Origin of the sequence: Amycolatopsis granulosa (assembly GCF_011758745.1) — a bacterium.
GTDB lineage: Bacteria > Actinomycetota > Actinomycetes > Mycobacteriales > Pseudonocardiaceae > Amycolatopsis_E > Amycolatopsis_E granulosa.
Window position 1 is genome coordinate 3,497,111 of record NZ_JAANOV010000001.1, and the last position, 18,139, is coordinate 3,515,249.

The 18,139-nt window shown below is 71.5% G+C and carries 21 protein-coding genes; 11 read left to right on the forward strand and 10 right to left on the reverse strand.

Features of this window, described 5'->3' with window-relative positions; all coding sequences use genetic code 11:
* Nucleotides 1-13 precede the first annotated feature (13 nt).
* Genes FHX45_RS17055 through FHX45_RS17065 form a run of 3 tightly spaced genes read left to right on the forward strand, consistent with a single transcriptional unit; the run spans nucleotide 14 to nucleotide 2,628 of the window.
* Nucleotides 14-1,252 (forward strand): MFS transporter, encoded by a 1,239-nt coding sequence (locus FHX45_RS17055; protein WP_167102643.1) that lies wholly within the window; start codon nucleotides 14-16, stop codon nucleotides 1,250-1,252.
* A gap of 36 nt (nucleotides 1,253-1,288) precedes the next feature.
* Complete coding sequence (locus FHX45_RS17060) at nucleotides 1,289-2,167, forward strand: SDR family oxidoreductase (protein ID WP_167102645.1); 879 nt, start codon at nucleotides 1,289-1,291, stop codon at nucleotides 2,165-2,167.
* An 8-nt stretch (nucleotides 2,168-2,175) separates the two neighbouring features.
* Nucleotides 2,176-2,628 carry a pyridoxamine 5'-phosphate oxidase family protein gene (locus FHX45_RS17065; RefSeq protein WP_167102648.1) on the forward strand — a complete coding sequence of 151 codons (453 nt, stop codon included), beginning with the start codon at nucleotides 2,176-2,178 and terminating at the stop codon, nucleotides 2,626-2,628.
* On the opposite strand, the gene FHX45_RS17070 is transcribed toward FHX45_RS17065, so the two are convergent.
* Nucleotides 2,622-2,897: a YciI family protein gene (locus tag FHX45_RS17070; protein ID WP_167102650.1), complete on the reverse strand. Its 276-nt coding sequence runs from the start codon at nucleotides 2,895-2,897 to the stop codon at nucleotides 2,622-2,624. The two genes, FHX45_RS17065 and FHX45_RS17070, sit on opposite strands and share 7 nt — an antisense overlap.
* A 117-nt stretch (nucleotides 2,898-3,014) precedes the next feature.
* Here FHX45_RS17070 and FHX45_RS17075 point away from each other — a divergent pair, with 117 nt between their 5' ends.
* On the forward strand, nucleotides 3,015-3,587 hold the full coding sequence (locus FHX45_RS17075) for a SigE family RNA polymerase sigma factor (RefSeq protein WP_167102653.1): 573 nt from the start codon (nucleotides 3,015-3,017) through the stop codon (nucleotides 3,585-3,587).
* 40 nt (nucleotides 3,588-3,627) lie between these two features.
* Entirely contained in the window at nucleotides 3,628-4,752 is a 1,125-nt protein-coding gene (gene nagA, locus FHX45_RS17080) for an N-acetylglucosamine-6-phosphate deacetylase (protein WP_167109098.1), read from the forward strand.
* Here the strand turns inward: nagA and FHX45_RS17085 are convergent, their stop codons facing one another.
* Nucleotides 4,753-5,430: an SAVMC3_10250 family protein gene (locus FHX45_RS17085; RefSeq protein ID WP_167102656.1), complete on the reverse strand. Its 678-nt coding sequence runs from the start codon at nucleotides 5,428-5,430 to the stop codon at nucleotides 4,753-4,755. It abuts the gene before it with no gap.
* A 37-nt stretch (nucleotides 5,431-5,467) separates the two neighbouring features.
* Between FHX45_RS17085 and FHX45_RS17090 the strand changes: the two genes are divergently transcribed.
* Together FHX45_RS17090 and FHX45_RS17095 are read left to right on the forward strand one after the other, a co-directional pair.
* The gene (locus FHX45_RS17090) at nucleotides 5,468-5,767 is read left to right on the forward strand and encodes a hypothetical protein (RefSeq protein WP_167102659.1); all 300 of its coding nucleotides are present in this window, start codon (nucleotides 5,468-5,470) and stop codon (nucleotides 5,765-5,767) included.
* Between the two features lie 79 nt (nucleotides 5,768-5,846).
* Nucleotides 5,847-6,533 (forward strand): DedA family protein, encoded by a 687-nt coding sequence (locus FHX45_RS17095; RefSeq protein ID WP_208407195.1) that lies wholly within the window; start codon nucleotides 5,847-5,849, stop codon nucleotides 6,531-6,533.
* Nucleotides 6,534-6,594: 61 nt separating this feature from the next.
* Here the strand turns inward: FHX45_RS17095 and FHX45_RS17100 are convergent, their stop codons facing one another.
* Together FHX45_RS17100 and FHX45_RS17105 are read right to left on the reverse strand one after the other, a co-directional pair.
* Nucleotides 6,595-6,789 (reverse strand): prevent-host-death family protein, encoded by a 195-nt coding sequence (locus tag FHX45_RS17100; protein ID WP_167102665.1) that lies wholly within the window; start codon nucleotides 6,787-6,789, stop codon nucleotides 6,595-6,597.
* A gap of 16 nt (nucleotides 6,790-6,805) precedes the next feature.
* Nucleotides 6,806-8,197 (reverse strand): FAD-binding oxidoreductase, encoded by a 1,392-nt coding sequence (locus tag FHX45_RS17105; RefSeq protein WP_167102668.1) that lies wholly within the window; start codon nucleotides 8,195-8,197, stop codon nucleotides 6,806-6,808.
* Between the two features lie 211 nt (nucleotides 8,198-8,408).
* Between FHX45_RS17105 and FHX45_RS17110 the strand changes: the two genes are divergently transcribed.
* The 4 genes from FHX45_RS17110 (at nucleotide 8,409) to FHX45_RS17125 (ending at nucleotide 13,195) form a co-directional block, all read left to right on the forward strand.
* Nucleotides 8,409-8,933, forward strand: a complete 525-nt coding sequence (locus FHX45_RS17110; protein ID WP_167102671.1) for a MarR family winged helix-turn-helix transcriptional regulator — start codon at nucleotides 8,409-8,411, stop codon at nucleotides 8,931-8,933.
* The gene (locus tag FHX45_RS17115; RefSeq protein WP_208405960.1) at nucleotides 8,930-11,584 is read left to right on the forward strand and encodes an MFS transporter; all 2,655 of its coding nucleotides are present in this window, start codon (nucleotides 8,930-8,932) and stop codon (nucleotides 11,582-11,584) included. Before FHX45_RS17110 ends, FHX45_RS17115 begins: the two co-directional genes overlap by 4 nt.
* Nucleotides 11,581-12,402 (forward strand): YceI family protein, encoded by an 822-nt coding sequence (locus FHX45_RS17120; protein ID WP_167102674.1) that lies wholly within the window; start codon nucleotides 11,581-11,583, stop codon nucleotides 12,400-12,402. Before FHX45_RS17115 ends, FHX45_RS17120 begins: the two co-directional genes overlap by 4 nt.
* Before the next feature lie 112 nt (nucleotides 12,403-12,514).
* Nucleotides 12,515-13,195 (forward strand): VTT domain-containing protein, encoded by a 681-nt coding sequence (locus FHX45_RS17125; RefSeq protein ID WP_167102677.1) that lies wholly within the window; start codon nucleotides 12,515-12,517, stop codon nucleotides 13,193-13,195.
* A 4-nt stretch (nucleotides 13,196-13,199) separates the two neighbouring features.
* Here FHX45_RS17125 and FHX45_RS17130 read toward each other — a convergent pair whose 3' ends face one another.
* The 6 genes from FHX45_RS17130 to FHX45_RS17155 form a co-directional block, all read right to left on the reverse strand.
* Nucleotides 13,200-13,613 (reverse strand): VOC family protein, encoded by a 414-nt coding sequence (locus FHX45_RS17130; protein ID WP_167102681.1) that lies wholly within the window; start codon nucleotides 13,611-13,613, stop codon nucleotides 13,200-13,202.
* A 205-nt stretch (nucleotides 13,614-13,818) separates the two neighbouring features.
* A complete protein-coding gene (locus FHX45_RS17135) occupies nucleotides 13,819-14,466 on the reverse strand; it encodes a nucleoside/nucleotide kinase family protein (protein ID WP_167102684.1) in 648 nt (215 codons plus the stop codon).
* On the reverse strand, nucleotides 14,463-15,302 hold the full coding sequence (locus tag FHX45_RS17140) for a PfkB family carbohydrate kinase (RefSeq protein WP_167102687.1): 840 nt from the start codon (nucleotides 15,300-15,302) through the stop codon (nucleotides 14,463-14,465). The genes FHX45_RS17135 and FHX45_RS17140 overlap by 4 nt, the downstream gene beginning before the upstream one ends.
* Complete coding sequence (locus FHX45_RS17145; RefSeq protein ID WP_167102690.1) at nucleotides 15,299-16,105, reverse strand: ATP-binding cassette domain-containing protein; 807 nt, start codon at nucleotides 16,103-16,105, stop codon at nucleotides 15,299-15,301. The genes FHX45_RS17140 and FHX45_RS17145 overlap by 4 nt, the downstream gene beginning before the upstream one ends.
* Nucleotides 16,102-17,097, reverse strand: a complete 996-nt coding sequence (locus tag FHX45_RS17150) for an ABC transporter permease (RefSeq protein ID WP_167102693.1) — start codon at nucleotides 17,095-17,097, stop codon at nucleotides 16,102-16,104. Before FHX45_RS17150 ends, FHX45_RS17145 begins: the two co-directional genes overlap by 4 nt.
* Nucleotides 17,094-18,104, reverse strand: a complete 1,011-nt coding sequence (locus FHX45_RS17155) for a substrate-binding domain-containing protein (protein WP_167102695.1) — start codon at nucleotides 18,102-18,104, stop codon at nucleotides 17,094-17,096. Before FHX45_RS17155 ends, FHX45_RS17150 begins: the two co-directional genes overlap by 4 nt.
* Nucleotides 18,105-18,139 lie beyond the last annotated feature (35 nt).

Consider the following 18,139-nt stretch of genomic DNA (forward strand, 5'->3'; position numbering starts at 1 on the left):
CACGGGATCCCAGATGACTCTCAGCTCCACCAGACCCGTGCTCGTCCTGCTCGCCCTCGGGCTGTTCGCGATCGGCACCGACGGATACGTGATCACCAGTCTGCTTCCCGACGTCGGGCACGCCCTCGGTGTGTCCGACAGCGCCGCGGGACAGCTCATCACGGTGTTCGCCCTCGCCTACGCGGTCGGCGCCCCCGTGCTCGGCGTACTGACCGGCGGCCTGCCCCGGCGCCCGCTGCTGATCGGCAGCCTGGCGGTGTTCGCGCTGACGAACGCGGGCGTCGCGATCGCCGGTTCCTACCCGGTCATGATGGTCGTGCGGGTACTGGCGGCGCTCGCGGCCGCCGTGTTCACCCCGGCCTGCTCGGCCACCGCGGCCGTCCTCGCCGCCGATGGCCGGCGCGGCCGGGCGCTGGCCACGGTCGCCGCCGGCGTCAGCCTGTCCACCGCGCTCGGGGTGCCGCTCGGTGCGCTGGTCGGCGCCGCGTTCGGGTGGCGGGTGACCTTCCTGGCGATCGCCGTGCTCGCCGCACTCGCCACGGCCGGGCTCGCCCTGTTGCTGCCCAGCGTGCGGACACCGCCGGCCACCGGGTTGCGCGCCCGCATCGCGGTCGCCCGGACCCGCGGCGTGCCCACCGCGCTCGGTCTCACGGTGCTGTGGATCGCCGGGGCGTTCACCGTGCTGACCTACGTCAACCCGGTGCTCGGTGACCTCGCCGGGGTGCGCGGGTCCGGGCTGGCCGTGTGGTTGCTGGTGTTCGGGGTGGCCGCGGTCGCGGGCAATGCCGTGGGCGGGCGCGCGGCCGACCGGTACCCGGCGACCTCGCTGGCCGTGGTGACCACGGCTGGGCTCGCCCTCGCGCTGACCACCTTCGGCGTGCTCGCCTCGCTCGGGGTGCACGGACGCACGGGCATGGTCGCCGCTGCGGTGGTGCTCGCGGTGTGGGGGGTGTTCGGGTGGGCGTTCATGCCCGTCCAGCAGCACCGGCTGGTCGAGCTGGCCGCCGGGGACGCCGGGGTGGTGCTCTCGCTCAGCGCCAGCGCGACCTACATCGGCATCTCGCTGGGCGGGTTCGCCGGTTCGCTCGCGCTCACCTCGGGTGGCGTCGCCGCGGTGGGCTGGACCGCGGGAGCCATCGAGTCGTGCGCCGTGCTCGCCGCGATCGCCATCGCGGTGGCGCACCGCCGCCGGGTACGGGGTGTCCGGGCCGCTGCCGCGGGCATGGACACCGCGACTTCACCTACTCGGTAGTAGCTTACTCGCGGTAGGTTGAGGTAGGGTCCGGCCATGGCCAACGTCAAAGGCAAGGTCGTGCTCATCACCGGAGCTGCGCGCGGCATCGGCGCCGGGCTCGCCGAACGGCTCGCGGCCCGCGGCGCCAAGGTCGCCCTCGTCGGGCTGGAGGCGGACGAGCAGCGCAAGGTCGCCGAGCGCATCGGCGACTCGGCGCGCGCCTGGGAGGCCGACGTCACCGACTGGACCGCCCTCGAACAGGCCACGGCCGGCGTCGTGGAGCACTTCGGGGGCATCGACATCGTGATCGCGAACGCGGGAATCGCCACGACGGGCTTCGTCCGCTCCGTCGACCCCGCCGCTTTCGAGAAGGTCATCGAGGTCGACCTGCTCGGCGTGTGGCGCACCTTCCGCGTCACGCTGCCGCACGTCATCGAGCGCAAGGGCTACCTGCTGGCGATCTCCTCGCTCGCCGCGATCACCCACGCCCCCGGCATGGCCAACTACGCCGCGGCCAAGGCCGGCGTCGAAGCCTTCTGCAACAGCCTCCGGGCCGAGGTCGCCCACCTCGGCGTCAAGGTCGGGGTCGCCCACCCCACGTGGATCCGCACCGATCTGGTCGAAAGCGCCGATGCCCACCCGGTGTTCGGCAAGCTGCGCGCCGGCATGCCGGGCCTGCTCGGCCGGACCTACCCGCTCGGCGTGGCCCTGGACCACCTCGAGGCCGGTGTCCTCAAGCGGGCCCGCGTCATCCACGTGCCGAAGTGGGTCGGCCTGCTCAAGGCGGTCCGCGCGCTGCTGCCGCCGGTCGTCGAGCTGGGCGCCCGCACCAGGGTGCCCGCCGCCGACCGCGCCGCGCTCGAGGACATCAAGGCCCGCGGAGCGCGCGAGGCCGCGGTGACCGGGCACGGCGGACGGGCCGCGACCCGATAGGAGCCGTCATGTCCCGCCGCGACCAGATCAGGATGACCGGCGACGAGGTACTCGCGTTCCTCGCCGGGCAGAAGATCATCAACGTCGCCACCATCAACCCCAACGGCCGCCCGCACCTCGCCCCGCTGTGGTACGTCCCGCGGGGCGGGGGTGTGGCGACCTGGACCTACCGCAAGTCCCAGAAGGTCGCCAACCTCCGCCGGCTGCCGCAGGCCACCGTGCTGGTCGAGACCGGCGACACCTACGACCGGCTGCGTGGCGTCCAGTTCGAGGCCGACGTCGAGATCGTCGAGGACACGGCCGCCGTCGCCGCGATCGGCGCGGCCCTGGCCGAGCGCTACGGCGGCGGCTCGCTGGCGGCCGACGTGGTGGCCGCGCAGGCGGCCAAACGGGTCGGCCTGGTGTTCACGCCGACGAAGATCGTCAGCTGGGACCACACCAAGCTCGGCGGCGCCTACTGAAGCCAGGCGCCCAGCGTCGGATTGATCTCCCGCACCGTGTAGCTCTCCAGCGCGCCCTCCGCGATGTAGGGGTCGGCGTCCAGGAGCTCCTGCAGGGTGTCGGCGTTCGCGGCCTGCATCAGGTACGCGCCGCCGGTGTCGTCGGTGAACGGCCCGGCCACCGCGACCGTGCCCTTGTCGGCGAGCTTCTTCAGGTACTCGCGATGCCGCGGTCGCACCTCCGCGTACTTCCCCTGGTCGTAGACCGTCTGCACCAGGAACCAGGCCATGCGCACCTCCGTCTGAGTACTGCTCCGCACGCTACCGGGTGGCGAGGATCAACCGATACGCTGGGCGAGCGTGCAGAGCACGTGGACAAACGGGTTGGCCGAGGACAGGCGGGATACATGGCGGACGGCAGCGCGGGGCGCAGCGTCGAACGCACGCTCGGGCAGTTGCGCACCATGGACGGGGTCGGTACCGCGTCGGCCCAGCCGGCCGGCCCGCTGACGCTGGAGGACCTCTACAAGGTCCACCGGATGCGGCTGGTGCGGCTGGCGATCCTGCTGGTCGACGAGCCGGCCACGGCCGAGGACGTCGTGCAGGAGGCGTTCACCGGTCTCTACCGGAACTGGGGCAAGCTGCGGGACGCCACCGCCGCGGTGGCGTACCTGCGCACCGCGGTGGTAAACGGGTCGCGCAGCGTGCTGCGGCGCCGCAAGACGGCGCGCGAGTACGTCCCGCCGCACGCGGTCAACGCGCGCTCCGCGGAGAGCCTGGCGATGCTGTCGAGCGAGCACCAGTCGGTGGTGGACGCGCTGTCGAAGCTGCCGCCGCGGCAGCGCGAGGTGCTGGTGCTGCGCTACTACGGCGGTCTCTCCGAGGCGGAGATCTCCGAGGTCGCGGGCATTTCGAAGGGCACCGTGAAGTCCACCGCGAGCCGGGCGCTGGAGGCTCTCCAGAAGGCCATGAGTGGCTGAGCTGGTTTAGACCAATATGCTGGAGCCTGTGACGGGTTTCGTGCTGACGGGTGGCAGGCTCGCCCTCCCCGAGGGGCTGGTGGACGACGGGTGGCTCGTCGTCACCGGCGGGACGATCGCGGGCATCGGGACCGGGACGCCGCCCCCGGGTGAGCGGGTGGACGTCGGCGGTGCCTACGTGGTGCCCGGGTTCGTCGACGCGCACTGCCACGGCGGCGGGGGCGGGTCGTTCTCCAGCGGTGATCCCAAGGAGATCGTCACCGCCATCAAGGCGCACCGCAGGCACGGCACGACCACCATGCTGGCGAGCCTGGTGTCGGATCCGGTGCGGGCGCTGGTGGACCAGATGGCGGTGCTGCGCGAGCTGGTGACCGACGGCGAGCTGGCCGGCATCCACCTGGAAGGACCGTTCATCGCCGCGTCCCGGTGCGGCGCGCACGACCCCGCGGTCCTGCGGGAACCCGACACGGCGACCGTCGACGCCCTGCTGCGCGCCGGTCACGGCGCGGTGCGGATGGTGACGCTGGCGCCGGAGCTGCCCGGCGGCGTGCGCGCGGTGCGGCAGCTGGCGGAAGCCGGGGTGATCGCGGCGATCGGGCACACCGACGGCACCGAGGAGCAGATCCGCCCGGCGATCGACGCGGGCGCGACGGTGGCGACGCACCTGTTCAACGGCATGCGACCACTGCACCACCGTGAGCCCGGCCCGATCGGCGTGCTGCTCGACGACGAGCGCATCACCGTCGAGCTGATCTGCGACCTGGTCCACGTGCACCCGACGGTGCTGCGGATCGCGGCCCGCTACGCCGGCCGCGGCCGCACGACCCTGATCACCGACGCCATGTCCGCCACCGACGCCGCCGACGGCCGCTACCACCTGGGCCGGCTGGAGGTCGACGTGCGGGACGGCGTGGCGACCCTGGCGGACACGGGTTCGCTGGCCGGCAGCACGCTGACCATGGATGCGGCGTTCCGGAACCTGGTCAGGGGTGCGGGGCTGTCCGTCCCGGACGCGGTGCGGGCGACGTCCGGACGGCCGGCCGAGCTGCTCGGCCTGGACGACCGGCTCGGGTCGTTGCGCACCGGCCTGGCGGCGGATCTGGTGGTGCTGGACGCCGACCTGAGGCCGGCCCGCGTGCTGCGGCAGGGCACCTGGATCGCCTGATCACGCCTCCGGTGCGGCGACGTGCTCGACGTACAGCGGCGTCGCGACGAGGATGGTGCGCTCGTCCTCCGGCAGGACCGCGGTGATCCGCGCGTACCCCGCCACCCAGGCGGCCGCGAACTCCGGCTGGAGGCGGTCGGCCAGCCGGTCCATGGCCGTCACCACCCGGCCGAGGAACCGCTCGTCCCCCGCGTTCCCGGCCTGGCCGGGGTCGGTCAGCTTCAGCAGCACCTGGGTGAACCGCACCCACATCGAGTGGTGCCACCGGTCGTCCATGTCCCGCTCGGCGGGCAGCGAGCCGACCAGGTGGTGGCGCGAGCCGTGCAGCAACAGCCGGAGCCGGCCGCCGGTCGGGTACTCCGCGCCGGCCTCGTCCACGTCCAGGAACACCACCGCCCCGCCGACCTCGCCGTAGGCCATCGGCGCCTCGAAGTGCACCCACTCGCCGGGACGCACCCCGGGCTCGGCGAACCACCGGGGCGCTCGCGGCGACGCCTCCAGCGCGGCGACCGCACCCGCCAGCCCCGGCTCGGTCTCGCGCGCCGGCTTGCCCACCTTGATGCCGCCGACCGGGGTGGTTACCTGGGCCTCCACGTCCCGCAGGCCCCGCGGACGCCTGGGCAGATCCGGGACCAGTTGCCGCAGCTTCGCCTCGGAGACGTAGATCAGTTCACGCACCTGCCCATGGTGCCCGTCGTTGATTACGCTGTGGCGGGTGAGCGAGCCGAAGGATCCGGAACGGCTGCTGGCCGAGGCGCTGCAGGCGCAGGCCCGCAGTGCGCCGCACCCTGGTCCGCCGTCCGGGGGGTGGCCGGAGCCGGGGCTGCTGTCCGGTACCGGCGCCAGTCCGCTCGAACGCGAGCGCGCGGCCCTGGCACATCCGCCCCGAAAGCCGGCCGCGGCACCGCGCCGGGGCGTGCCGGCCCGCCCGCTACCGGTTTACTGGGTGCTCGGCCTGGCGGCCCTGCTGGGCTTCGCGACCGGCGCCGTCATCGGTCTCATCACTCTGTTCTGAGCCCGCATACTGCACACAGGGTCACCCTGTACCGTTTTGTGTTGTGATTCTCGCCGAGACCGCGACCACGCTCGCTCTGATGCCGAAGTGGTTCAACCCCGAGTACCTGCTGACCCAGTTCGGCGCGTACGTGATCGTCGGGCTGTGCCTGGTCATCTTCATCGAGAGCAGCATCTTCCCGGTGCTCCCCGGTGACTCGCTGCTGTTCACCGCCGGCCTGTTCGTGGCGCAGGGCTCGATCCACACCCCGTTGTGGCTGGTCTGCACCCTGGTGACGATCGCGGCGCTGCTCGGCAACGTGGTCGGCTACCTCATCGGCTGGAAGGTGGGCCCGGCGCTGTTCAAGCGGCCGGACTCGCGGTTCTTCAAGCAGGAGTACGTCGACAAGACGCACGCCTTCCTGGAGAAGCACGGCTCGAAGGCGGTCGTGCTGGCGCGGTTCGTGCCGTTCGTGCGCACGTTCATCACCTGGATCGCCGGTGTCGGCCGGATGGACCCGAGGAAGTACTTCACCTACACGGTGCTCGGCGGCATCCTGTGGGCCGCCGGTATCACCGCGCTGGGGCACGTGCTCGGCAACATCTCCTTCATCAAGACCAACATCGAGGCCATCTTCATCCTCATCGTGCTGGTCTCGGTGGTGCCGATCGTGATCGAGTACGCCAGGAACCGCCGCGAGAAGAAGCTCGCCGCCGCCCAGTCCCCCGCCCCCGCCGCCGAGTCCGACGGCGAGGTCACGCAGCGGATCCCGCGCGTCGACCCCTGAGCAGAACCGGGACGGCCGCCGCACGAGCACGGGTGCGGCGGCCTTCGCGCGTCTCCGGCCGTCAGAACCGTTCGTCGTCGGGGAGGCGGCGGAGCAGGTCACCGGCCTCGTCGTCGGTTCGGATCGGGCCGGTCGGCCGGGGTATCGGGCCGGCCATGGTGGCCGGCCGGAGCTCGCCGGTGGCGAGCAGCGCTGACACGGCATCCGGCGGTGCGGGTTCGGAGCGGTGGATCACCACGTGAACGTACTGCTCCATTGCCGATCGGCGTGGATCAGCTCATCGAGAACATCGAGCCCGGGTTGAACAGGTTGTCCGGGTCGAGCGCCTGCTTGATCCGCCGGTGCACGCGCATCCCGACCGGCCCGATCTCGCGCTCCAGCCACTCCCGCTTGATCTTGCCGACGCCGTGCTCACCGGTCACCGTGCCGCCCAGCGACAGCCCCACCCGCAGGATCTCGTCGAACGCCCGCCGCGCCCGCGCGAACTCGTCCGCGGAGCCGGGCTGGTAGACGATCGTCGGGTGCATGTTGCCGTCGCCCGCGTGCCCGACCACCGCGATGCGCAGGCCGACCTCCTCGCTGATCCGCCGGCACCCGGCGATCAGCTCGGCGATCCGCGTGCGCGGCACCGAGACGTCGTCGGTCAGCCACACGCCGTACTGCTCCAGCGCGGTCAGCACCACCCGCCGCGCCTGCATCAGCATGCGGCCCTCTTCGAGGTCTTCGGTGGCGTAGACCATGGTCGCGCCGCTGTCGGCGCAGATCTGCTCCAGCGCGGCGAGTTCCCGGCGGGCCGCCTCGCCACCCGAGTCGGACTGGCACAGCAGCAGCGCCTGGCAGTCGGAGCCGGCGCCGAGGTCGGTCTTCAGGTACGTTTCCGCCGCCTTGATCGAGCTGGCGTCCATGATCTCCATCAGCGACGGCACCAGCCCCTCGCGCACGGTGCGCGCCACCGCGGTGCCGGCCGCCTCGGTGGTGTCGAAGCCGGCGACGAGGGTGGCCGGCGCCTGCGGCAACGGCCGCAACGCCAGCGTGGCCTGGGTGATCACGCCGAGCGTGCCTTCGCTGCCCACGAACAGCCGGGCAAGGTCGTACCCGGCGACGCCCTTGACGGTCCGCCGGCCGGCCTTCAGCAGGGACCCGTCGGCCAGCACGACCTCCAGCCCGAGCACCGAGTCGGTCGTCACGCCGTACTTCACGCAGCACAGGCCGCCGGCGTTGGTGGACAGGTTGCCGCCGATCGTGCACCAGTCGTAGCTGGACGGGTCCGGCGGGTAGAACAGTCCGTGTTTCGCCACGGCGTCGCGGAGGTCGAGATTGACCACGCCCGGCTGGACGACGGCGAGCCGGTTGGCCGCGTCGATCTCGACGATCCGGTCCAGCTTGGTCATCACCAGCACCACGCAGCCGTCGATCGCGTTCGCCGCGCCGGACAGTCCACTGCCGGCGCCGCGCGGCACGATCGGCACCTTCGCCGCCGCGCAGGCGCGGACCACCGCCTGCACGCCCTCGGCGTCGGACGGCAGTACCACCGCCAGCGGCCGCCCGGAGGGGGCCAGCGGCATCATGTCGCGGGAGTAGCTGCCGGTGACGTCGGCGTCGGTCAGCACGGCATCCTTGCCCAGCTCGGCGCGGAGGGTCGTCAGCAAAGCGTCGGTGCTCATGCATCTATGGTAGTGCCGATCACGTCCGCACTGCGGAAAAAGTTTTCCACTCTGGCCCCGGGAAATTCAGTTGCCTGTGGCAACTAAAGTGTCATCGACCACAACGGCGTTATTTGACTGGCGCAACCAACTATCCGGGGTGCATCCTTGACGTAAGCAACTAGTTGCTTCGGTCAATTAAGACAACCCGCACGAAGAGAGTGATCCGGCCATGCCATCACGCGTCGAGGAAGCGGCCATCACCGACACCGAGCTCGACATCGCCGACGAGCTCGGCGTGCAGCTCGTCCGGTTCATGCGCCTGCTCACCAAGGCGAAGTCCCAGGTGGCCAAGCTCGGTCCGGACGGGATCGAGCGCGCGGCGTACGCCATTCTCTTCCAGCTCGTCCACGACGGGCCGCAGCGCACGAGCAGGCTCGCCGACGCCCTGCACGCCGAGATCTCGACGATCAGCAGGCAGAGCAGCTCGCTGGTCCAGCACGGCCTGGTCGAGCGCCTGGCCGACCCGGAGGACGGGCGGGCCTGCCTGCTCGCGCCGACCCAGGAGGGCCTGCGCGTGTTCGAGGAGAACCGCAAGCAGCGCAACCGCTGGCTCGCCGAGGTGCTCGCGGAGTGGCCGGAGGAGGAACGCCGGGTCCTGAACAAGCTCCTCGACCGGCTCAACACGGGGATCGAAGCGCACGCTCCACATCTCGCCGATCAGATCTCGGCACGCAGCAAGGGGGAAAAGGCATGACACGCGCCTCACGAGAACAACCGGCGCCGATGGGCGGCGCCGCCGCGGACGAAGGCCCGCGCCTGAGCCACAAACAGATCCTGACCATCCTCAGTGGACTCCTGCTGGGGATGTTCCTGGCGGCGCTGGACCAGAACATCGTCAGCGTCGCGATCGTCCGCATCGCCAACGACCTGCACGGCTTCGACCAGCAGGCGTGGGCGACCACCGCCTACCTGATCACCGCGACCATCGCGACGCCGTTGTACGGCAAGCTGTCCGACATCTACGGGCGCAAGCCGTTCTACCTGACCGCGATCGCGTTGTTCGTGGTCGGCTCCGCCGCCTGCACGTTCGCCAACTCGATGTACGAGCTGGCCGCGTTCCGGGCGTTCCAGGGCCTTGGTGCCGGCGGTCTGATGTCGCTCGCCATGACCATCGTCGGCGACGTGGTGCCGGCCCGGGAACGGGTCAAGTACCAGGGCTACTTCATGATGGTGTTCGGTAGCGCGACCGTCCTCGGCCCGGTGCTGGGCGGCCTGTTCTCCGGCTTCGACAGCCTCGGCGGCCTCGACGGGTGGCGCTGGATCTTCCTGATCAACGTGCCGATCGGCGCGCTCGCGCTGGCGGTCGTGGCGAAGGTGCTGAACGTGCCGCACCAGCGGCAGGACCACCGCATCGACTGGTTCGGCGCGGTCTCGCTGGCGATCGCCGTGGTGCCGCTGCTGCTGGTCGCCGAGCAGGGCCGCAGCTGGGGCTGGGGCTCGACGACCTCCGTGATCTGCTACGCCGTCGCCGCGTTCGGCGTCGTGCTGTTCCTGTTCGTCGAGTACGTGATGAAGGACGAGGCGCTCATCCCGCTGCGGCTGTTCCGCAACTCGACCTTCAGCGTCTCGATCGGTGGCGGCACGCTGGTCGGTATCGGCATGTTCGGGTCGATCAGCATGATCCCGCTGTACTTCCAGGTCGTGCGGGGTTACTCGCCGACCCAGGCGGGCCTGCTGATGCTGCCGCTGGTCCTGGGCATCATGACCGGCTCGCAGATCTCCGGCCGGATCACCGCGAAGACCGGGCGGTACAAGATCCTGCCGGTGGTCGGCACCGTGCTGATCGCCGCGGGTGCCGCGCTCTACGCGCAGGTGCACTACAACAGCCCGCTGTGGCAGCCGCTGCTGATCGCGCTGCTCATCGGTCTGGGCCTGGGTGGCTGCATGCAGACGCTGATCATCGCCGCGCAGAACGCCGGCCCGCGCCGCGACATGGGTGTGTCGACCGCGTCGGCGACGTTCTTCCGGCAGATGGGCGGCACCCTGGGTGTCGCGGTCTTCCTGACCATTCTGTTCAACCTGCTGCCGGGCAAGATCGCCGACGCGTTCGGCGGCGCGCTGCCGAAGGGCTTCGACCAGGGCCAGCTGGGTGCGCTGCAGGCGGACACCAGCGGGCTGCACCACCTGCCCGACGCGCTCCAGGTGCCGATCCTGACCGGGTTCACCAACTCGATGCACGGCGTCTTCTACGTCGCCGGTGGCGTGGCCCTGCTGGCCGCGGTGGTGCTGGCGTTCATGAAGGAGATCCCGCTCGCCGGTGGTCCCTCCGCTCAGCCCGCGCCGCCGGTCGAAGGCGGCGAGGCCCTGCTGCCTGTCGAAGATGCGCACGCCACCGCGCAGGTCACGGCGGAGGACACCGCGGAGGACACCTGGGCGGACGCGGACGCCGCGTTCGAGCAGGAGCGTGAACCCGTTCTCGTCGGTGGGAGGCACTCGTTGAGTGGTAACGGGCACGGCGAGTACCAGCTCACCGGGCAGACGGGGCCGATCACGAACGCGGTCGCCAGCGCCGGGGCGGAGCAGGCACTGGGCACCGGCGGGCAGGCCGTCAGCGGCACCGTGCGGCGGCAGGACGGCAGCCCGGTCGGTGGCGCCGCGCTGACCCTGATCGACCAGCGGGGCCGTCAGGTCTCGCGGGCGACCGGCGGTGGCGACGGCGACTACCGCATCAGCGCGCCGGGCACCGGCACGTACGTGCTGATCGTGTCCGCGGCCGGGCATCAGCCGCAGGCGGCCAGCGTGCTCGTCGGGGGCGGGCCGGCCCGGCTGGACCTGACACTCGTCGGCTCGGGCGAGGTGAGCGGCGTGGTCCGGGTGGCGGGCAAGGCCGTGCCGCTGCCGGGCGCCACGGTGACCCTGACCGACTCGCGCGGTGAGGTCACCGGCGCCGCGATCAGCGACGCCGACGGCGGGTACGTGTTCCGCGGCGTCGGGTCGGGTATCTACACGCTGGTGGCCAGCGCCGACCGGATGCGCCCGGTCGCGTCCCTGATCAGCGTGCCGGACAGCGGCGTGCTGCACCAGGACATCGAGATCGCGGCGGCCGTGGTGCTGGCCGGGACCGCCCGGACCGACAGCGGCCGGCCGGTGCCGGACGCGCGGATCACGGTCCTGGGCGCCGACGGGAACGTCGCCGCGGTCGCCCGGACGGATGAAAACGGCGAGTACGTCGTCAGCGACCTGCCGGAAGGTGACTACACCGTCGTCGCCAGCGGGTACCCGCCCGCGACGAGCCAGGTGAACCTGCCGGGTGGTGGCGACGTCCAGCACGACGTCCGGCTGGGCTACGAGCAGGTGCTCGACCAGCTCGGCGACCCGGCCAGCAACGGGGCGGAGAGGTCATGAGCGGATTGCGCGCGCAGATCCACACGGCCGAGGGCTGGGCGGTGGAGAACGCGGTGCTGACGGTGACGGACATGAGCGGCCAGCAGGTCGCGCGCGCCGTTGCCGACGCCACGGGAGCGGTGGTCACCCCACCGCTGCCCGCGGGCATCTACACCGCGGTCCTCACCGCCGCCGGGTACGCCCCGCTGGCCCGGACCGCGCAGATCGGGTCGGACGGATCGGGCTCGCTGGGCGAGCTGGTGGTCACACCGATGGCCGGAGCCGTCGAGCTGCCACCGCCCGGCCCGTGGACCATCGACCCGGTGCACTCCAGCGCCGTGGCGACGGCCCGGCACCTCGGGATCGCCAGCATCAAGGCCCGGTTCTCCGACATCGGCGGCCGCATCGACATCGCGCGGCCGGCCGAGCGGTCGCGGGTCGAGGCCGAGATCAAGGCCGCGAGCATCGACACCGGCATCAAGATGCGTGACGACCACCTGCGGTCGCCGGAGTTCCTGGACGTCGAGGCCCATCCGGTGATCGGGTTCGTCAGCACCGGGATGCGGCAGCGCGGCGCGGACACCTGGACGCTCGCCGGTGAGCTGACGCTGCACGGCGAGCGCAAGGCGATCGAGCTGGAGCTGACCTACGGCGGTTACGGGCCCGACCCGTGGGGCGGGATGCGGGTCGCGTTCCACGCGGCGACGCAATTGCACCGCAACGATTTCGCGATCAACTACAACGCGATGGTGCGGGCCGGGGTCGCCGCGATCGGCTCGAACATCAAGATCGAACTCGACATCGAAGCCGTTCAGGGCGAGTCGTTGCCGCAAATGTGAGCCGGATACGCGGTCGTGCGTTTTCGTCAACGCGCGACCGCGTTCCGTAACGATCGACGCAATTCCGCCGCACAGTTGAGTGCTGTTCGCTCGCGGCACGTAGGCTTTCCGGGTGACTTTCGACTTCGCCGCGTCCGAAGCCGTCGGCGTGGGCTGGTTGGACACGGCCGGCCCGCTACTGGTCTGGGTCATCGTGCTCAGCTTCGTGTTCGTCGAATGCGCCCTCATCATCGGGTTGTTCCTGCCCGGCGACTCGCTGCTGTTCGCGGCCGGCGTGGTGCTCGCCTCGCACGGCGCGGACGCGAGCGCCTGGCTGTTGTCGGTGGCCGCGCTGGTGGTGGCGGTGGTCGGCAACCAGGTCGGGTACTACATCGGGCAGCAGACCGGGGTCCGGTTCATCGCCCGGCGCGGGGGCAAGGTACTCAACCGGGGCAACCTCGACCGGGCCAGGGAGTTCCTCGACCGCAGGGGCTTCCTCGCGATCGTCGCCGCCCGGTGGATCCCCTGGGTCCGCACGCTGGCGCCGCTGATCGCCGGCGCGGCCCGCATGAACCCGCGCCGCTTCGCGCTCGCCACCGCGCTCGGCGGCCTGTTCTGGGTGCCCTCGCTGGTCCTGCTCGGTTACTACGGCGCCGGCCTGCTGGACACGATCCCGTGGGTGAAGACGGTGCTGGTCTGGCTGTCGGTCGCGTTCTTCGTGTTCGGCACCGGCTACGGCGTGTTCCGCTACCGCCAGGAGATCCGCCGCCCGGTCGACGACGAGCCGGACCAGGAATACCGGACCGCGGCCTAGCGCGTCACGAGTCGATGTCGGCCCAGACCTCGAGCTGGATGCCGTCCGGGTCGCGGAACACCACGACCGCGGAACCCGGCAGCGTCCGCGACGCCTTCGCCGGGCTGTACTCCACCCCGTACTCCGCGAGCCGCCGCTCCCACTGCTTCAGCTCGGCGTAGGTGGGCACCGTGAACGCCACGTGGTCGAGCCCGGTCCGCCGCTCGTCGAACGGGCCGCGCTCGGTGTCCGGGTGCTGCAACAGCACCACCGAGAACGCCTCGCCCGGTGCCTGGAGGCGGACCTTCCGCAGCCCGGTCGCCGGGTCCTCGCGCCGACCCGTCTCCCGCAGCTCCAGCACCCGCTCGTACCAGGGCACGCTCCGGTCGACGTCGGTCACCGTGAGGGCCAGGTGGTGCACTCCGGTCAGCTTCGGCATACCGTCCCTCTCACCCGTTCGAGCCCCCTCCGTCGGTACAACGTGCCATGGGGGTTCCCGGTTTCCGCGGGACGTACCTGTGGACAACCGAGAGATTCATCCACAGGGTGTGGGCAAATAGGCGACCACCGCCAACCGGCCGCGCCGCTGTTGGCTCGCGCCGCGTCTCCCCGCTCCGGGCCGGGCGAACCAGCCGAGCGCCGCTTCAGATCACGAAGTTCTGCAGCGGCAGGTTCTCCAGCACCAGGTCGGCCCGGCTCGCGGTGGTCTCGATCAGGTCGGCGTTGCGCTGGTCGCTGCCCAGTGCCCGGCCCTTCGCCTCGACCAGCGTGCGGCCGTAGCGGCGGTGCCGGTTGACCAGCCGTTCGATCCGCTCCTGCTCGTCCGGCTTGAGGAACCACACCTCCTCGAGCAGCCCAGGCACCTCGCGCCACGGCTCCTCGTCGACCAGCAGGTAATTGCCCTCCGTGATGACCAGGGGAACCTCCGGTGGCACGCACACCGCGCCGGCGATCGGCTCCTCGATCTCGCGCCGGAACAGCGGCGCGTACACCGTCTCGCTGGTCTCCTTGATGCGGCGCAGCAGGTTCACGTAGCCGTGCGAGTCGAACGTGTCCGGCGCGCCCTTGCGCTCGGTGCGGCCCAGCCGCTGCAGCTCGACCTGAGCGAGGTGGAACCCGTCCATCCCGACCACGACCGCGCGGTTGCCGAGCGCGTCGGCCAGCCCGCGAGCCAGGGTGGTCTTGCCGGCCGCGGGCGCGCCCACGATCCCCAGGATGGATCGCCTGCCCCGCGTCACCAGGCCCTCGGCCCTGGTCAGCAGCTCGTCGAACGTCGGACTCGTCACCGTCATCGCACTCCCAACTTCCGCACTTCCGGGACCCACGCCCGGGGTCCCGCGTGCCGCACCTTCGTCGCGGCCACCTCGTTGGCGAACCGGATCAGCTCCGGCAGCCGAAACCGTCCCACGCCGTACGCCAGCGCGCCGTGCCAGACGTCACCCGCGCCCAGCGTGTCCACCGCGCGCACGCGCGGCACCTCGATCTCACCAGCACCGTCCGCCGTTTCCCAGCGCACCGGCCGCGGCCCGTCGGTCACCACGACCGCGGGCACCCCGCGCTCCCGCAGGCCCGGTCCCGGCACGCGGAAGTGCGCTGAGCAGGCCGCGATGCCGACCAGCGGCAGCAGGTCGTCCAGCACCGGTTTCCAGCTGCCGGCATCCAGCACGACCGGGATGCCGTGCTCGCGCGCCCACCGCGCCACACCGAGCGCCAGCCGCGGCAGGTGCCCGTCGACCAGCACCACGCGGACGTCGTCCGGCAGTTCGCCGGGCATCGCGCCGGGGTGCTGCCCGGCGTTGCGGGACACCACCGTCCGCTCGCCGTCGCGGTCGCGCACCGCCACGGCGCTCACCGCGGGTGGTTCGTCCTGGTCGGGGGCGATGTCGGCGACCCGCACGCCGTGCGCGGACAGGTCGGCGCGGGCCAGCCCGGCGAGCGGGTGCCGGCCCAGCGCCGTCACCAGGACGGCCTCCTCGCCGAGGGCCGCGACCGTCACGGCGGCGTTGGTCGCCGGTCCGCCCGCGGCCACCTCGACGCTCAGCGACTGCACCTTCTCGCCCGCCGCCGGCAGCTCCGCCACCCGCTGCACGAGGTCGACCGTGCACAGCCCGGCGAGCAGGACCGTCATGCCGACAGTCCGGTGTGGATCGCCGACTCGACTTCCGTCACCTGCCCGTCCTCACCGACCCGCAGCGCGCCGGTGATCAGCCCGACCACCTGGTTCATGCTCGTCGTCTTCGGCGACACATCCGCGACGCGGCGGCCCAGCCGGTGCACGTGGATGCGGTCGGCGATCTCGAAGACGTGCGGCATGTTGTGGCTGATCAGCACGACCGGCAGGCCGCGCTCCCGGATGCGGTCGATCAGCTGGAGCACCTTCGCCGACTCGGCGACGCCGAGCGCGGCGGTCGGCTCGTCCATGATCACCGCCTTGGTGCCGAACGCCGCGGCCCGGGCCACGGCGACACCCTGCCGCTGGCCGCCGGAGAGCGTCTCGACCGGCTGCGTGATCGACTTGATCTTGATGTCCAGCTCGTCCAGCACCCGCTGGGCCTCGGCGCGCATCTTCGCCGTGTCCAGCTTGCGCACCAGCCCGAGCACACCGCCGCGGCGGATCTCCCGGCCCAGGAACATGTTCGTCGCGATGTCCTGCGCCGGCGCGAGCGCCAGGTCCTGGTACACGGTCTCGATGCCGCACCGGCGCGCGTCCAGCGGTGTCCGGAAGTGCACCGGTTCGCCGTCGACGAAGATCTCTCCGGAGTCCGGCACCAGCGCCCCGGACAGCGCCTTGATCAGGCTCGACTTGCCGGCACCGTTGTCGCCGACCACGGCGAGCACCTCGCCCGGTTCCAGGTCGAAGTCCGCGCCGTCGAGGGCGGTGACGCGGCCGAAGCGCTTGACCAGGCCGCGCGCCGACAGGGTGGGGGTCATTTCTTCCTCCTGGCGAGCCGGTCCACGGCCACCGCGGCGATCACCAGCGCACCGGTGGCGACGTCCTGGTACAGCGAGTCGACGCCGAGCTGCGTCAGCCCGGAGCGCAGCACCGTCACGATCAACGCGCCCATCATCGTGCCGAACACCGATCCGCGTCCGCCGAACAGGCTGGTGCCGCCGAGCACGACCGCGGTGATCGAGTCGAGGTTGCCCAGCTGGTAGGCGTTCGGGTCGGCGTTGGGCACGCGGCCGAGCGCCTGCCACGCGGCGATCCCGAAGATCAGCCCGGCCACCAGGTACACGGACACGATGGTCCGGTTGACCTTGATGCCGCTCAGCCGCGCCGACTCGGGCGCGTTGCCGACCGCGTAGACGTGCTTGCCCCACGCGGTCCGGGTCAGCGCATACCACAGCACCAGGTACATGACCAGCGCGAGCGTCATGCCGTAGGTGACCGGGATGCCGCCGAACAGGTAGCGGCGGGTGCCCAGCCACGCCGGCAGCGAGCCGGGCGCGATGGGCACCGCCTGCCCGCCCGCGACGAGCTTGCCCGCCGCGGTCAGCATGGTGAACAGGCCGAGCGTGACGATGAACGGCGGCAGCTTGATCCGGGTGACCAGGGAGCCGGTGACGAGCCCGAGCAGGGACGTGACCAGCACGCCGAGGATCAGCGCGAAGATCCCGGGCACGCCGCCGACCAGCAGCTTCGCCATCAGCAGCGTCGCCAGGACCATCGCCGCGGCGTTCGACAGGTCGATGCCGGCGGTGAGGATGATCAGCGTCTGCCCGAGGGCGAGCGTGCCGACCACCAGCGACTGCTCGACCACCAGCGACAGGTTGTCCAGGTCCAGGAACGTGCTGGTGGACACCGAGAACACGACGACCGCGACGACCAGTGCGAGCGCGGGCCCGATCGCCGGGGCGCGCAGGAAGAACTCGCCGAGGCTCTCGCGCTCGCCCCGGTCCACCGTGCTGGCTGTGGCTGTCATTTCGTCCCCCAGCAGTTCTGCAGGCCCCACTCGGTGTTCTGGCTGGCCACGCCGGGCATCGGGTGGTCGGTGATGACGACGGAGCCGGTGTCGATGAACCCGCTCGGCTTCTGCCCGGTCCTGGCGTACCGCACCGCAGCGGTCACGCCCTCCTCGGCCATCTTGCGCGGGAACTGCATGACCGTGGCCGCGTACAGGCCGTCACGCACGTTCTGCACGCCCTGGCAGCCACCGTCGATCGAGCCCATCACGAGCTGCCCGGCCAGGCCACGCGCCTGCAACGCCGCGTACGCGCCGCGCGCGGTCGGCTCGTTCATCGTGTAGACGGCGTCGATGTCGGTGGTGCGCTGCAGCAGGTTCTCCATCTTCTGCTGGGCGATGGACTGGTCGCCGTTGGCGTTGTCCCGGCCCACGATCGCCGGATCGCCGTCGGAGAGCCCGCTGCCCTGGAGGAACCCGTTGTGCCGGTAGGTGTCCACGGTGCTGCCCGCGGTGCCGTCGATCATGATCACCTTCGGCGGGCGGCCCCCGAGCGCGGCCTTGACGTAGGCGCCCTGCTGGCGGCCGGCCGCGACGTTGTCCGTGGCGTAGGTGGCGTCCACCGCGCTCGCCGGGTCGGTCGCGGTGTCCAGCGCGATCACCAGCACCCCCTCCTGCCGGGCCCTGGCGATGGCGGCGAGCACGCCGGTGGAGGAGTTCGGGGTGATCAGGATCGTGGTAACGCCCTGCTGGACCATGTTCTCGATGGCCCGGACCTGGCCGTCGTTGTCGCCGTCGAACTGGCCGGCCAGCGCCATGAAGCCGGCGCCCTGGGCCTGCGCGGCAGCGCTCGCCGCGTTGCGCAGCTCGACGAAGTACGGGTTGGTTTCGGTCTTCGTCACCAGGCCGACCTTGGCCTGGCCACTGCCCGCCGGGGCCGAGTTCCCGCCCCAGTGGCGCTCGACGGTGCACCCGCTGACGGCCAGCACGCCGGCCGTGACGAGGCACAGGAGACTCCGCTGTCTCACGCTGCCCTCCGCATCGAGGCTGATCACATTGCCGA